The 14,390-nt window shown below is 63.4% G+C and carries 8 protein-coding genes and 1 pseudogene; all 9 read right to left on the bottom strand.

Annotated features, from left to right (window positions below):
• Nucleotides 1-116: 116 nt before the first annotated feature.
• Entirely contained in the window at nucleotides 117-1,547 is a 1,431-nt protein-coding gene (locus tag FJZ36_14010) for a hypothetical protein (GenBank protein MBM3216019.1), read from the bottom strand.
• Nucleotides 1,510-2,031: a hypothetical protein gene (locus tag FJZ36_14005; GenBank protein MBM3216018.1), complete on the bottom strand. Its 522-nt coding sequence runs from the start codon at nucleotides 2,029-2,031 to the stop codon at nucleotides 1,510-1,512. The genes FJZ36_14010 and FJZ36_14005 overlap by 38 nt, the downstream gene beginning before the upstream one ends.
• A complete protein-coding gene (locus tag FJZ36_14000) occupies nucleotides 2,028-4,586 on the bottom strand; it encodes a DUF4384 domain-containing protein (GenBank protein MBM3216017.1) in 2,559 nt (852 codons plus the stop codon). Before FJZ36_14000 ends, FJZ36_14005 begins: the two co-directional genes overlap by 4 nt.
• 15 nt (nucleotides 4,587-4,601) lie before the next feature.
• Entirely contained in the window at nucleotides 4,602-7,256 is a 2,655-nt protein-coding gene (locus FJZ36_13995) for a hypothetical protein (protein ID MBM3216016.1), read from the bottom strand.
• Nucleotides 7,257-7,275: 19 nt separating this feature from the next.
• The gene (locus tag FJZ36_13990; protein ID MBM3216015.1) at nucleotides 7,276-8,043 is read right to left on the bottom strand and encodes a hypothetical protein; all 768 of its coding nucleotides are present in this window, start codon (nucleotides 8,041-8,043) and stop codon (nucleotides 7,276-7,278) included.
• A 3-nt stretch (nucleotides 8,044-8,046) separates the two neighbouring features.
• Nucleotides 8,047-8,709 (bottom strand): hypothetical protein, encoded by a 663-nt coding sequence (locus tag FJZ36_13985; GenBank protein MBM3216014.1) that lies wholly within the window; start codon nucleotides 8,707-8,709, stop codon nucleotides 8,047-8,049.
• Nucleotides 8,710-9,868: 1,159 nt separating this feature from the next.
• Nucleotides 9,869-10,816, bottom strand: a pseudogene (locus tag FJZ36_13980) (WD40 repeat domain-containing protein).
• A complete protein-coding gene (locus FJZ36_13975; protein MBM3216013.1) occupies nucleotides 10,813-12,354 on the bottom strand; it encodes a DUF4384 domain-containing protein in 1,542 nt (513 codons plus the stop codon). Before FJZ36_13975 ends, FJZ36_13980 begins: the two are co-directional and overlap by 4 nt.
• A gap of 33 nt (nucleotides 12,355-12,387) precedes the next feature.
• Nucleotides 12,388-14,390, bottom strand: a 2,003-nt coding sequence (locus tag FJZ36_13970) for a hypothetical protein (protein MBM3216012.1), incomplete at its 5' end; no start/stop codon positions are given.

Below are 14,390 nucleotides of genomic sequence, written 5' to 3'. Positions count from 1 at the left end.
TCCTGCAATGAACGCAAGCAGCAGGCACGCCGCGGTCATGCCGTACACAGTGGCAAGCCGCAGGTGGACAGGCTCTCGATGGACGGTTGGTGTCATTGTCTGGTGCCGGCGTACCGCTACCTCAGCGCTACCCGATCTGGATACCCCTTGACCGAGATGCTGGCGATACGTGGCAAGAGCTTCGTCTCGATCCTGACCCGTAACCATCTTGGTGCCATGCCGGGTTGCGTCCCGCCGGGATCCATGTCGAAGTAGTGATAGACATCAGCGTCAACGCTTAACGAAGTGAATTTCAGACCACGCTGAAATGAAGCTGCCTGCAGCACGTCCCCGTCGGAGTCCATGATGGCAAGCTCCCAGTAGTAACGAACCCCCCTGTTGAATAGATAGTCTGCGCGCAACGCCTTCCAGACTTCTGGATAGAATGCGGCGGCGAACACCTTCCGGCCGAGGAAACGGAACCTTACCTCCTCCGTACCAGCCGAGAGTGTCTGCAGCGTCTTGTAGAACTGCTCAAGCTTCTTCTCGTCGTACCCGGTCCTGACCGGAACAACGACGACGCTGTACGTCGGATCCGATGCGTCCGTCTCGATAGTCTCCACCTCGCCAATTTCCATGGGAAGCAGATCGCGGAGAAACTCATTGACGGCGGCCTCGACAGCCTTGAGCTGCGCATCCTTCCTCTCGAGCTCGGTACGGGCTTTCTGGAAGAGCGACACGCCCGACACGCGAACCTGGGTCTTTTGCAGGTCGGATGCCGCCAATCGGAAGTAGGGGTCGATCTCAAGAGCGCGGTTGAGGAAGTCCTGTGCCTTCTCAGGCTGGCCGCGGTGCAGGAGCTCCTGCGCTTCGAGGTGCATGCGGGTCGCCGCAAGAGACGGCGACGGGATCTGCATGATAGCGACTAGCTCAGACGGAGCGAGCGTGATGCCGAGGGTGGCGAGAATCTTGACTGCCAGCGTCTTCTCCATGGCGAAGATCGCTGCTACATCATCTTGGACTGAGGCGACCCCCCTGGATAGGCCTGTGGTGGTCTCGTAGAGCTTTGCGTCGACGCGAAGCGTATTCCCGATCTTCATAAAACTCCCGGTCAGGACTGTGTCTGCGCTGATCAGCTCTCCCATTCGGGCACTCTTCTTCGGATCCATCAAATCGGACAGAGAGAGTTTCTGCTCCCTGATGACCGAATCGAGGTCGAGGCGGGCGACAACGCGAACCTTCCCTGTCGACGCCAGATCGGTTGACAGCATGTCCGCAAAGCCATGGGACAGCCAATCGAGATCACGATCTTTGGAGTTGTCCGAAAACGCGGCGACTGCGATGACTGGAGAGGACGAAGACGCTTCGCCGAGCAAGGCCCCGGCGATGCTCTGCGCGTAAGCTGCGTTCGTAGATGCCAAGGCGACAAGAAGAGTCATGGAGAGGTGGATGAGTCGTGTCATCTGATGGTCCTTGGTGGAGAGAGTCATTCGTGACGTTGGACGCCTTAGGCGGCGAGTACTGCACACGTTACTGCTCCCGCTTCCACTTCTCGTATTCCGCGACATCACGCTCCAACTCCGAGAAGGCTTGGGAGGCGCGAAAGCGCGTGTAGAGGTTCTGCTGCGCGCGGATGCGGTTCACCATCGCGGCGTTCGCCTCGCCGACGGGCATCTCCAGGAGCGTGTAGACCCGATAGCCGTTCTTCTCGCGCTTCATTTCCTGCTTGCTGACGCGCGTCGCCGTCGTGACGAACGAGGTGACCGTCTTGCTGACGTCGGCGGCGAGTTGAAGGAACTCGCCCTCCTCGACGCCGTTGACCTGCTCGCGGAACTGCTTGAAGAGGGCGTTCACCTTCGTCTCCGCGGCGCGGGCGATCTCGACGCGGGCGGCTTCCGTCGCCATGGTCCGCGCCATCTGCAAGTCGCTCGACATGCCGACGCCAACGCCGTAGAGGGCGTCATCGCTCTGCGGTGGATTCTCGTAGAAGCCGGGAACCGCTCCGCCGCAACCCAGAACGAACGCGAACGCGAGCCACATGACGCTTTTCATTGAGCGGTCTCCTTCCGAATGTCGTAGGCGACGACGTCTTCCGTGCGCTGATCGCGCGGGATCGAGGCAAGCCACTGGTTCATGTCGAGCAAGGGGAGCGTCGAATCGGGAGCCGTTCTCGGCGGGTTCCAGCGCGTCTTCGTCGCGACGAGAAAGAAGGATTCCGTCGCCGTGTTCCGTTCGGGCGCGAGACGCATTCGGAGATGAATCCCCTGCTCCCGCTCGATCTTCGAGGGAATCTCTGTCGTTTGGTTCGCGCTCAACGCGGCTTCGGCGAGGACATCCGTAGGAATCAGGAGATAGACGCGCCCGTCGCTAGTCACGTTGAATAGCGTCAGGAAGGCGTTTCGTGTCGCCGTGACGCTCAGGACGCACTCGTCGTTCTCGCGGAACGTCTCTCGGTTCAGCGACGCGACGACGCGAAACGTCTCGTCGGACGAGCCCCGGTCGGGAGCCACGAGACAGCGCGCCTCGACGCGGTAGCCGAGAATCGGCGCGCCGCCGTCGCTGGGCGTCTGGACGACGCTCCATCGGGGCGTCTCCGTCTTGACGACGACGCCGCGCGCGTCCGAGCGGCTCAACTGCGTGAACGCCTTGCGGAACTCGGCGTCCGAATCGGCGACAATCCGCGTCTCGGTGACATCCACGCGAATCCCGACGGCGAGTTCGACGGCGTTCTTGTAGGCGTTCCGAAGGGCGATCTGCTGGGCTTCCTCCGCCGTCTTATATTGGAGATAGGCTTCACCGACGGCGTTCACCCACGTGGGTTCGCGGAGCGGCGACGGCGCGTCGTCGCGCGCGTCGCGGTCGTCGGGCGCGGCGCTTTGACCTTCGCGCGGCAGGGAGAGCGAGACGGTCGTCGTCCTGCCGTCCGTTATCGTGAACTCCCGCTCCTGCGTCTTGTGTCCCTTCTTCGACGCGGTGAGCGTGTAGGTTCCCGTCGCGAGCGGCGCTTCGTTCGTCTGGCGGAGTCGGAGACGGGCGATCGCCGCCTGTTGTTCGGAGTCCGCCTCGTCGGGAAGGGAGCCGACTTCCAACGTCTTCGCGGCGAGCGAAATCGCGGCGTCGTTCGGCGCGACGCTCAACGCGAGTGTCCCGAAGGCGAGTTCCAGAGCGACGTCGACCGATTGGCCCTCCGCAGTCACATCGACATCGCTCCGTTGCGCCCTGTATCCCTTGCGCGAGACGGCGACCGTATAGCGGCCCGGCGTCAGTCGGAAACGGCGCGTTCGTTCGAGGCGGCTTTCCGGCGCGAAGCCGCGACCGCCGCTCGCCGTGACGGTCACGTCCGCGTCCTCCGGTTGAACGCTCACGACGAACCCCATCGCGTCGGGCGGTGCAAGGGGCTCCGACGGCTTCGGCGGGGGCGTCGCTTCGGGATGGAGGAGAGCCTGCAGCCGTTCGACGACTTCGGAGACGGAACGCGCTTTGAGCCGAAGCCCGTCCACTTCGGCGATGACGCGCTCCTCGTGCGGCGTCAGGACGCCGGCGAGGATGCCCCGCTCCAACGCCGCTTCGGCGGTTCGGACGCAGAGGTCGCGCAGGTCGGCGGGGAGGTTCGCGGCGGAGACTGCGGCAAGACGGGCGTCGCGGAGTTCGCGAGCCTCCCGCGTGCGCGCCTCGAATGCGGGCGTGACGGCAAGCGGGATGTCGCCCCGGACGGGGCCCGATTCGTAGCGTCGCGTCGGCTTCTGCACCTTCGGGAAGCGGCTCCGCGTGTATTCCGGCACGCCCTTCTCGACGTAAAGGGAGGCTTCCGTGAACGTCACGAGCCCGTCGCGGTTCACGTCGGCGTCGCCGTTGAGTCCTTTGAGCAGGAACGCGGTGAAGACGCCTCCCGTGTCCTCCTCCCACGAGACTTCGGATTCATCCGAGGAGAGGAGAAGAGCGCGTCCTTCGGACTTCTGGAATGCGTCGAGGTAGCGTTGAACGAGACCCGTCGTTCCGGCGGCGCGGGCGCCCTTCGGCTTGACGCCTCCGGCGTGGCATGCGTCGAGAATCACGACGACTTTGCGGGCTTCCATCTGCGCGACTCGTCTTGAAAGGTCATCGTAGTTGACCGCCGACGCGTCGAGGTCGCGCATGTCGACGTCGTAGGGGACGAGGTAGGTCGTCTCCGTCTCGCCGAGGGGTTTGTATCCGTGCCCGCTGAAGTAGAACAGGACGAGATCATCGGGCGCCGCTCGTTTCGCAAGCTCGTTGAAGGTGATGAGGATGTCGCGCTGCTTCGCCTTCTCGTCGGTCAGAACAGTGATGTTCGCCTGGGCGAATCCTCCTTTCGCGGGATCGCTTAGGAACGTCGCGAGGGCTTCGACGTCTTTCGTCGCCGCCTTCAACGGCGGAATCTCGAACGACTCCGACGTTTGAGGGTACTCCGAGACGCCAACGAGCAGCGCCCACCGCTTGCCCGGCGTCACCGTTCCGAGAACGGAGGGGGTCGCCTTAGGCGCTTCCTCGACGGCGAGGGTGCGGGGTTCCTGTCCCCGCGTCGCGGCGACCAACGAGCACGCGAGAACAAAACACCATGCGAATCGGTCGTAGCACGTCCGTGTCATCTTCGACTCTCCAAGTCATGGCTTTGCGGCGAGCTCCACAAGAGCGCGGGCTTTGACGCTGTCCGTCGCCTGAAGGGTCGGCGTCTGCTCCCGTTCGTAGAGCTCGAAGGCGGCTTTCGGGACGCTTCGGGACAGATAGCGATCCAGTTCGTCGACGGTAATCCGCGCATCGGCGTCTGACTCCGCCTCACCGCGGACACCGCGCAGGAAGAAGTAGGTGAACAACCCGTGCCGAACGGCGGGATACGACGAACTCCACTGAAAACCCGAAGCGGCGGAGAACACGGCGATGCCCGCCTTGGCGACCGGGTCCACATCCCATACGGCTTCGCGTGCTTCCGCTAGCAGTCGCGGCGCGTCCGACTCGTTCGCCCTCCCGCTGCCGCTGAAGCAACTGTCGAGGACGACGGTCACGCTTCGCGCTCCAAGCGCGGCGAGACGCGAAAGGACGTCGCCGAGCGGGACGCACGTCTGCGCCGCGTAGTTTGGGTCGCCGTCGTAGGGGACGAGAATCGGCTTCACGCCTTCGGGCGTAACGGAGGGAGCTCCGTGACCTGCAAAGTAGAAGAACACATCAGCGGCGGACGGGGTCCCAAGCGTCTTGACGCGGCGCTCCAGCCAACCGTCTTGGTCGAAGACGCGGGCGAACTCGCCCTTCGTCGCGCCGGAGTCCGTGCGGACGAGGATGTTCGACGGTTCGAAGCCAAACGCTTGTAAGAGATAGCTGCGGACGGTCTGCGCGTCGCGGAGGGCGAACGGGACGACGGGCAACGGCGCGGACTTGTCCTGCGGGTAGTCCTCGACGCCGATGACGACGGCGACGCCGTGCGGGTTTCTTCTCTTGGCGAGGGGGAGGTTCTCGTCGACGTTGACGCCACGAGTCCGAATCGTGGCAGAAACCGGCTTCGGCGGGTTGCCGGAATCTTCTTGAAACGTCGCTGTGATTGAGAGTTCGCCGGTCTGCAAGGTGAGTTCGGCTTCGATTGGGACGTCGACGGAGCGCTCCGAGCGCGCGGGAATGTCGCCAACTGAGACGGTGGGCGGAGCGGTGACACCGGAGACGCCGGAAGTCGAAAGCGTCGCCGTGACGTTCCGGGCGTCTCCGTCGCCGTCGTTGCGGACGATGATGCGGAGCGTCGCGGATTCGTCGGCTTCGAGGGTGTCGTCTTGGGAGGAATCAACGAATGTGGCGGCCGCGTTCAGAGTGGTAGCCGATGTAATCGTCGTCAGTTCCGGTTCGGACGCTACTCGCGCGATCGATGTCTGAGATAGTTCGAGGGAAATGCGTCGCCAGACACGGGTAGTTCTGTCAACGGAACCAGATGCGAGAAAACGTCCGTTTCTACTGAACGCAACCGTATAGACCCAACCTGTGAATTCAGTGAGTTTCTTGAGCTCGGTACCGGTCGTTACGTTCCACAGACGCACTGTACGATCCCAAGAGCCAGTTGCGAGATAACTACCTGACGGATCGAACGCGACCGACCAGACTTCGTTTTCGTGTCCACGGAAATCGCGTATGCGTCTACCCGACGCGACGTTCCATATTGCTGCGGTACTATCAGACGATGCCGTTGCCAGATACTTACTATCTGGGCTGAACGCCACAGAATTCACGTCGCCCGTATGTCCTCGGAATACCCGAACCTCACTCGCGGATTCGACATCCCATAAACGAGCGGTGTGGTCGGCAGCACCAGTCGCGAGATAACGACCGTCTGGACTGAAACAAACAGACCGGACCCAGTTCGTGTGGCCATTCAATACGCAGCGTTTTGATCCCGTCCTAACGTCCCATAGTCGCACGGTTTGGTCTTCTGACGCGGTTGCAACGAGGCATCCGTCGGGACCAAACGACGCCGACAGGACTCCTCCGCTGTGCCCCCGTAGGGTGCTAATCTCTTTTCCGGATTCGGCTTCCCAGATACGCGCTGTTTTGTCCCACGACGCGGCGGCGACGAGTCGATCGTCCGTGCTGAAGCAGATCGATACGATCCCACCACTGAAACCTTTGAGAGTACGCAGCTCACGTGAAGACGAAACGTCCCACAGCTTTGCGGTCATATCGTCGGAACCGGTCGCGAGGAATCGCCCATCCGTACTCAGACTCACCGTATTGACAGGAGCATGATGCGAGCTGAAGATTCGTATTTCGCGCCACAAAGGCTCTCGTTCGCGAAACGTATAGCGGGCTCGTTGCCAATCAACCCACACAGACACGAGTATCAGATCACCGTCAGCGATTTGACACATGCCTTGGGCACTTCGGAGAGCGTTTTTCGCGCCTCGCGCGAGTTCGCGAGGCATCTGTAGTCGCAGTTCGACCGGAGGCTGAAGGTAAGTAGCGTGCGATAACGTCGCCGGAAACTCACGCGCGTCTGCTTCGTAGACTCCGAGCGTCATCTGCAACGAAACGACGAATCGCTGCCCTTCAATTTCAGCAGTCTCCCTCGGAATACGCGCCGTTTCCGCGTCCAGACGCGCCCTGTACTCCTCCGTCGTCTCGAACTCATCCTTCGGCAGACTCGGCACGTTCGCCAGCTCTGCGCGGAGTTGCCGGATGCGCTCCAACGCCGCGGCGAGGTCGGCTTCGTTCCCGGGCGTCGCCGCGTTCGCGTACCCGCTGATGGCGAGAGCGAACGTCAAGGACAGCCACAACCGTCGTCGCATCGTGCACTCCTCTCATCGTTCACGGGCGCATCGCCCGCGCGAGCGTGTAGCAACTCCCGTCCGCCGGGTTCCGCCAGCGCTTGACGACTCGGAGACCGGTCAAGCGCACGTCCACGTCGACCGTCGAGACGCCGCTCTGCTGAGCGTTCTCGCGGCGATGCAACTCCCGCACGACGGCGCGCGCCGCCTGTGCGAGTCCGAGTCGAGCGTTCCGCTCGGCAACCTCCCACGACGACTCCTCGTGGTAGTAGGCGACCGAGACGCCCACCGCGTAGAGGCATGTGGGGTCCTGGGGCAGGCTCGTCGTCCACGCCGGTGGCTTCACGGGGAAAGAGATCGTCTCGTCGTCGAACGAGAGTCGTGCGCTCGACGGCCTCGCTAGCAGGACGAACACCAGTCGGTCTGACGCCGACTGGGCGATGGCTTCTCCGTCCTTCTCGTACGCGCGGGCGCGGGCATCGTCGAACGCCTCGGCGGTGTCGTTCCCTGCGAAGAAGGTCCCCAACACGTCGCGCTCGATGCCTCGTCCGCCTTCGTACGAGACGCTGTCTTCAATCGCGAGCGCAGCAGCTGCGACATGCCGTGCCGACGCTACGGAAGACGCCTCATGGTGGTATGCCGGACTGTATCCAACGGCGTAGGGCCCCTCCGGCGTCTCGAGAAACCACCACGGATAGCGGCTCTCTGCACCCGACGAGAGGCGGTGCCCGGCGCATCCGGCAATGACGGAGACGGAGAGGACTCCTGCGAGGAATCCCCTCCGTCCCAGGCTCTTGCTGGTAACCACCGGCTACTGCCCTGAAGCCGTCCCGGAGCCATCGCTTGCCGCGTTGCCGAGGGATGGAACCGCTGGCGGCGTTCCGGTTCCCTGCTCCTTCTTCCACTTCTCGAAGGCGGCGACTTCCTGTTCAAGCTCCTGGAATCCCTGCGACGCCCGGAACCGCGTGTAGGCGTTCTCCTGAGCGCGCAGGCGATCTCTCAGACGATAGCCGGCTTCGCCGAGCGGCATTTCGAGGAGGACGTAGACACGGAACCTCCCGTTCTCGTTCATAACAGCCTGCTTGGACACGCGCGTTCCCGCGATGACCTCGTTGGCGACCGATTTGGAGACGTTCGTGTTCATCCGGAGCAGCTCTTCGTCCTCGGCAGCGCCGGTCTGCTCCATAAAGGACTTGAACAGCGCAGACACCTTTGCTTCGGTCGCATTGGCGATGGAGACCCGCGCAGCGTGCTCCGCGCCATCCTTCGCCATCTGAAGGTCCCGCGAGTCGTTCGTGCCCGTTCCGTACATGAAGTTCGCGTCCGTCGGCGGGTTCATGTACCAGTCAGGGATCTGCGAGAGCGCCTGATCGACTTTCCTCTCGTCGGACACCTGCTGTGGGCTCTTCTTCGCGCCTCCACACCCGACGACACTCAACACCAACAACGCGACAAGCCAACGATTCCGCCCCATGGCGTTTCTCCTTCGGATCGGTTTGTCTGACCCGGGTCCCGTATAGCGTAGGTCGTATGGCTCCTTTCTGTCGATGCCCTGCAGATCACTGCGAAGGGATCAGAACAAAGCTGCTTCCGGGCTCATTGCCCCGGAGCTCTCCCCAGCGGGGCTGCGGCACGACACGTTCCAGGTATCCGTGGATCTCCTCGAGCGTGAGGATGCCGTCGGTGCCGCCGAACGACCTCAGAGCTTCCAGAAACGCCCGCGTGAACGGGCTGTGCTGCCCCGGTCTGCCGTCAGGCACGTACTCCTTCGCGCCGGCGGTGATGTATCGCCGTGTCGCGTACTCCATCTTCCGGCGCAGGAACTCGCTCCGCGTCGCCTGTGCGTAGTCGCCTTCGACGTCCCTTCGAGGAGCCATCGCCAAGGTTCGATCGAGCGTGCCGGCGAAGCACGAATCGACGACGAGGAGCACGTGGCGGCAGTCAAGGGCTTCGAGAACCTCGGTGACATCTGCGTGGGGAAGGAGCGTCTCGTAGAGCGGATCGTCCTTTGGGTTCCGACTGTCGCGGAAGGCGAGATAGCCTCGCTGGATCCGCTCCGAGAAGAACCCGTGACCCGTTACGAAGACGAGCAGTTGGTCATCGCGACCGAACTGTCGCTCGGCGAGGGCGTGGAGCGCAGCGCGGAACTGCGAGCGCGTCGGATTGCGGAGCACGTGCGTCTCGCAGCGATATGCCTCGCGGAGCTCGCGATCCACGGACTCTATGTCCGCCACTGGATTGGCGAGATCGGGCAACGTGTCGTAGTCGCCGGTGGCGACAAGGAGGGCATAGGTCTTGAACGCCGGCGCCGGTTCTACCGCAAGGCTGATTGCGACCGTCTGCGGCGCCGACACGGCTCCCTGGTCGTCGACTGCCGTCGCGGACAGCGTGTTGATGCCAGGAACGAGCGTAACGGCGAATGCCTGCTGGGCGGGAGCGCTTGACCCCTGACGCATGTAACCACGGGCTGCGCTGACAGGGCTGCCATTGTGGATTAGGCGGATCTCCGTCACGCTGCCATCCGAGTCGCGCGCCTGCACGACGACGTCCAAGCCGGGATACGTGAACGCTTGACCCTCGGATGGAGACTGCACCGAAACGGACGGAGGCGTGTTCGCTACGATTCCTGTCGACCACAGGATGATCGTCCCGTCAGCCGAGCCCGATGCGAGCATCTGGCCGTCCGAGCTGAAGGACACCGATTCGACCGCATCCGCATGCCCTTTGCAGGACGTTCGGAGTCTTCCCGAAACGGCATCCCACAGCTTCACCGCAGGATCCACAGAGCCTGAGGCGAGTGTGCGACCGTCCGGACTGAACGCCACCGAGAGGACCGTAGACGCATCCTTGATGGTTTCCCGCAGACTTCCAGACACCACGTCCCACAACTTAACCGTATGGTCACCAGAACCCGAGGCGAGCGACCGGCCGTCCGGGCTGAATGCTACCGAGCTAACTCCGTGCGTATGTTCTAGAGTCGCTCGCAAGCTTCCCGAAGCCGCGTCCCACAGCTTCACCGTGGTGTCAGTCGAAGCCGACGCGAGCGTTCGAGCGTCCAGGCTGAAAGCCACGGACCGGACACTTCCCGCGTGCCCCTGCAGCGTCGTCCTAAGGATGCCAGAAGACGTGTCCCACAACTTCACCGTCTTGTCTTCCGAGCCCGACACGATCGTGCTACCGTCTGGGCTGAAGGCCACTGCTATGACCCAGTCAGTGTGCCCTCTTAGAGACGCTCGCAGGCTTCCGGACGGCACGTCCCACAGCTTCACCGTATGGTCCCAGGAACCCGATGCGAGTGTCCGACCGTCTGGGCTGAAGGCTACCGAATAGACCTCAGACGCATGTCCCGTAAGTGTCTTCCGCTGGTTCCGCGATACGATATCCCAGAGCTTCACCGTGCCATCAATCGAACCCGACGCGAGAGTCCGGCCGTCCGGGCTGAAAGCCACAGACATGACCCAAGACTCATGCCCTTGGAGGGTCGCGATCCGCGTCGGCGTTCCCTGAGCGAGGGCGTCGGGTGTACCCACGGCTGCGCAGAGGAGCCATGCTCCCGCCAATAGGAGTTGCCATCGTCTCATCGAGGCGTCCCCCCCTCGCGCCGTATTGTCGTTAGCGTCAGAGACGTCGTCGTGTTGTCATCGACATCACCTTGGCGCACGAACCCCCGGTACCGCGCCATCGCAGATCCCAGCGATTCGTCGAGAACGTCATACGAAACACCGGCAATCAGCTGACGACGCGTTTTGATGGGAGGAGGGGTCTTGACGTAGGCGAACCCTTGGACTCGCTCTACGCCGAATGGAGCCGAAACGCTGTAGCGTTCTGGGATCTCAACGACTCGGTTCGCCATCGTCGCAGGGATCGTGTAGTCCTCAAACATCACGACGCGCGTGCCATCCGCCAAGTGGTAGAGCAGACGCACGGTGCATGGCCGGTTCGTCCGGACGTAGAGCTTGTAGACGTCGCCTTCCTCGAATGCGAGACCGTCCGCCCCACGGTTCGTCCACAGTTCCAGCCGAAGCGCGCCTGAGACGACCTCCAGCTCGGCGTCGCCGATCTCGTGCGAATCCGCCAGCGCTTCTGCAAAGTTCTGCGGGCGAGTGTCCAGATTCGCCTCGACGGCGAGCGCTCGGGGCAGTACGACCCTGGCGGACCCGACGCGCTCGGCAGTCTCAACTCGGTCCGCGAACCCGATGATCTCGATGTCTTCTCCGGACTCCACGTACGCGCTCCGAAGCAGCACTCTCGCCGATGACTGCCTCGCGGCGTCACGGCGCGTGTCCACACCTCGCGCCTGGAAGGAGGTCGTCATCGGTACCGCGCGCGGGCCAAGAGCGACCTCGATCAACCTACGGAAGTGGCTCGCGAACGGCGAGGAGAAACTGGCGCTGGAATAGACTGGCGTCTGCACAAGCACTGCGCTTCCCATGGGCGCGCAGCGGTCGAGCCTCCGCACTAGGAGCGCGGCAGCATCTGCCAACGAAGTCGGCGCGGCGTTCTCGACCTGATCGATCTCGGCATCGACCGTGCTTGACGCGACCGGAACAGTGGGCGGTTCGCCGTGCACAACCAACAGCACAGCGAGAGCATCGTCTAGGCGGGCAAGGAGCGGGTAGATGGCGGCGTAAGCTCGGAGCGCTTCGTCCCTCCGGCCAGCATGGGCAAGGCGGCGCGCGTTCTCCAGCGCAGCGCTGATCTCTTGTGCAGTGCGGTCAGCAATCTCGTAGTGGAGCCGCTTGGCTTCTTCACGATCCACATACGCAAGAGCGTAGGTGGTCTTCCCCTCGTCGCGGAGGCGGTACTGCACGCCGGCGATCTCCATCGACGCTGTCGACACGGTCTGCGACACTGCGACCGACTCGAAACGTTCTCCGATCTCTTCTTTGCGGCGAAGGTACTCGCTCTGGACGACCGTGCGGATGGATTTGACGAGGTCAGCGCGCGCGTCCTCGCGCGCTTCGCGAACACGGTCTTGCGGGTCCGTCGCTGTGCTTATGCCCTTGCCGAGGAGGTATACCGTCGGCGCGAGACCTTCCGAGCTCGCCACATCGCCGCGAAGGACGCCAGCCGACATCAAGACGCACACGATCAGAGCCCCGGTCCACGCTCGCGACATATCGCTCTCCTACTCCATAGAGGCTGTGCGGACTCAGTACCCGACAATGATCTGCGTCGCCGCGCCGGAAACTGTCGGGTGCTGGTCGGCTCCGCGGAGACGTCTCGCCATATAGGGAACGCCCTCAGCGTCGTCCGTAAGGAATGAGGCGAGTTCGCCGTTCGTGAGGCGCTTGTCGCGGTTCGCGTCCGCCGCGCCGGAGAGCGCTTTGAGGAGGTAGTAGGTCAGGAGCCCGTGCTTCATGTCGTCGTACCAGACGCTGACTTCCGTCCCGCGCGAGGCGGTCACCACCGTCGCGTTCGGCAGGAGGAGCAACGGGTTGTCCACCTCGATAACGACGGGACTGATGCCGGAAAGGAGCGTGCCCGCCGGGCTGGAACCGGAGAAGCAGGCGTCGAGGACGACGGTCACCTGCGTGGCCGGTATCTTCGCGAGGTTCGCGTAGAGGACGTCCAACGGGTATCCGTTCAATTCGAGACGGCGGGGGTCGCAGTCCGTCGGGACGAGATAGCCCTTCTTGTCGCCAACGTTCGGGGCTCCGTGACCGGAGTAGTAGACGAACACCTCCGACTTGCCCGGCTTGACAAGGTCGAACAGCCGTCCCCTGTGCGAGTCCTTCGTGCCGAACAGGCTGTTGAACACGGCTTGGGTCGCGTTCTCGTAATAGAGAATGTTCCCATCGCGGTATCCGAACGTCGAGGTGAGATACTCCTTGACGACGGTCGCGTCGCGGTTCGCGTAGGCGACGGGCGGCACGTCGCGCGTCCCGTAGTCGCGGTTTCCGATGACGACGGCGACGGCGTCGGGACGGCTGTTCCCCGTCTTCGGGATGTTCATGTCGACGTCGACGGTGAGCGTCGGGGCGGGCGGCGCGTCGGGACGCCCTGTCTCCTCTTTGCCCGAAACAATGACCTGATTGGGTTTTCGGGTCTGCTGGTTCAGCGGGAGGGAGACCGTCAGCGTTGTGTTGTAGCGGGATCGCGCCTCCGTCACGCGGAGTTCCAGGGGAATCGCGCTCGCCGAGAAGCGCTTCGCCACGAAGAACGAGAAGGTGATCTTCTTCCAGCGACCCGCCCGCAGCTCGCCGAGGTCCAACGTCGTCGTCGGCGATTGGTAGACGACCCCGTCGGGAACGCTTGGCGTCACGCCCACGCCGCGGGCGTCGCCCTCGCCGGCGTTCTGGAGGATCACCGAGACTTCGATGAGCTCGCCGGGCTCGATTCTGCCGTTGCTGTTGCCCTGCGACTCGCCTTCGCGGTCGTCGTCCACGCCGACGGCGGTCGGGGGTATCTCGAAGCGCGGCGGGCGCAGCGGGCGCGTGGTGAAGGTCACGATGACCGGGTCGGCGTCGGCTCCCCACGTCGCTTCGAGGACGTCGACCTGCACCCGCGCGGTCTGGTCGGGAATCGTTTCGACGGCGCGAATAGGGATGGAGACCTTCGCCGAGGCGTTCGGCGCGATTTCGGCGACGGTTTTCGTCGCCTCGAACGTGATGCCCTTTGCGTTGTCGAGGTTCGTCAGTTGGACGTTGAGGTTCCGAGCCGCGCCTCTGCCCGAGTTCGCGACGGTGACTTCGATGGAGCCAGTCTCTTCGCCGTCGAGAAAGTCGTTGCCGGAGGGTTCGACGAAGGCGAGCGTTGTCGTGAGTTGGGGCGGGTAGTTCTCTCGCGGCGGCGTTGCCGCGCCTGCGTAGGAGGACACGTCCCACAACCGCACCGTCTTGTCATACGAACCCGAGGCGAGCGTCCGACCGTCCGGGCTGAAAGACACCGACCAGACATAGGACGTATGCCCCTCGAGCGACGCGACTTCCCGGCGCGACGCCACGTCCCACAACCGCACCGTCTTGTCAACCGAACCCGAGGCGAGAGTCCGACCGTCCGGGCTGAAAGACACCGACAAGACCGGTCCCGTATGCCCCTCGAGCGCCGCGACTTCCCGGCGCGACGCCACGTCCCACAACCGCACCGTCTTGTCACCCGAACCCGAGGCGAGCGTCCGACCGTCCGGGCTGAAAAGCACCGACGTGACCGGTT

The organism is Candidatus Poribacteria bacterium, assembly GCA_016866785.1.
Classification (GTDB): Bacteria; Poribacteria; WGA-4E.
The sequence above is the reverse complement of the archived record's forward strand: the minus strand, read 5'-3'. Positions and strand labels throughout refer to the sequence as shown.

Coding starts and splice junctions, on each gene's coding strand:
- FJZ36_13985 (MBM3216014.1), bottom strand. CDS start 8,709: ATGGGGCGGAATCGTTGGCTTGTCGCGTTGTTGGTGTTGAGTGTCGTC.
- FJZ36_14010 (MBM3216019.1), bottom strand. CDS start 1,547: ATGTCGCGGAATACGAGAAGTGGAAGCGGGAGCAGTAACGTGTGCAGT.
- FJZ36_13995 (MBM3216016.1), bottom strand. CDS start 7,256: ATGCGACGACGGTTGTGGCTGTCCTTGACGTTCGCTCTCGCCATCAGC.
- FJZ36_13975 (MBM3216013.1), bottom strand. CDS start 12,354: ATGTCGCGAGCGTGGACCGGGGCTCTGATCGTGTGCGTCTTGATGTCG.
- FJZ36_14000 (MBM3216017.1), bottom strand. CDS start 4,586: ATGACACGGACGTGCTACGACCGATTCGCATGGTGTTTTGTTCTCGCG.
- FJZ36_14005 (MBM3216018.1), bottom strand. CDS start 2,031: ATGAAAAGCGTCATGTGGCTCGCGTTCGCGTTCGTTCTGGGTTGCGGC.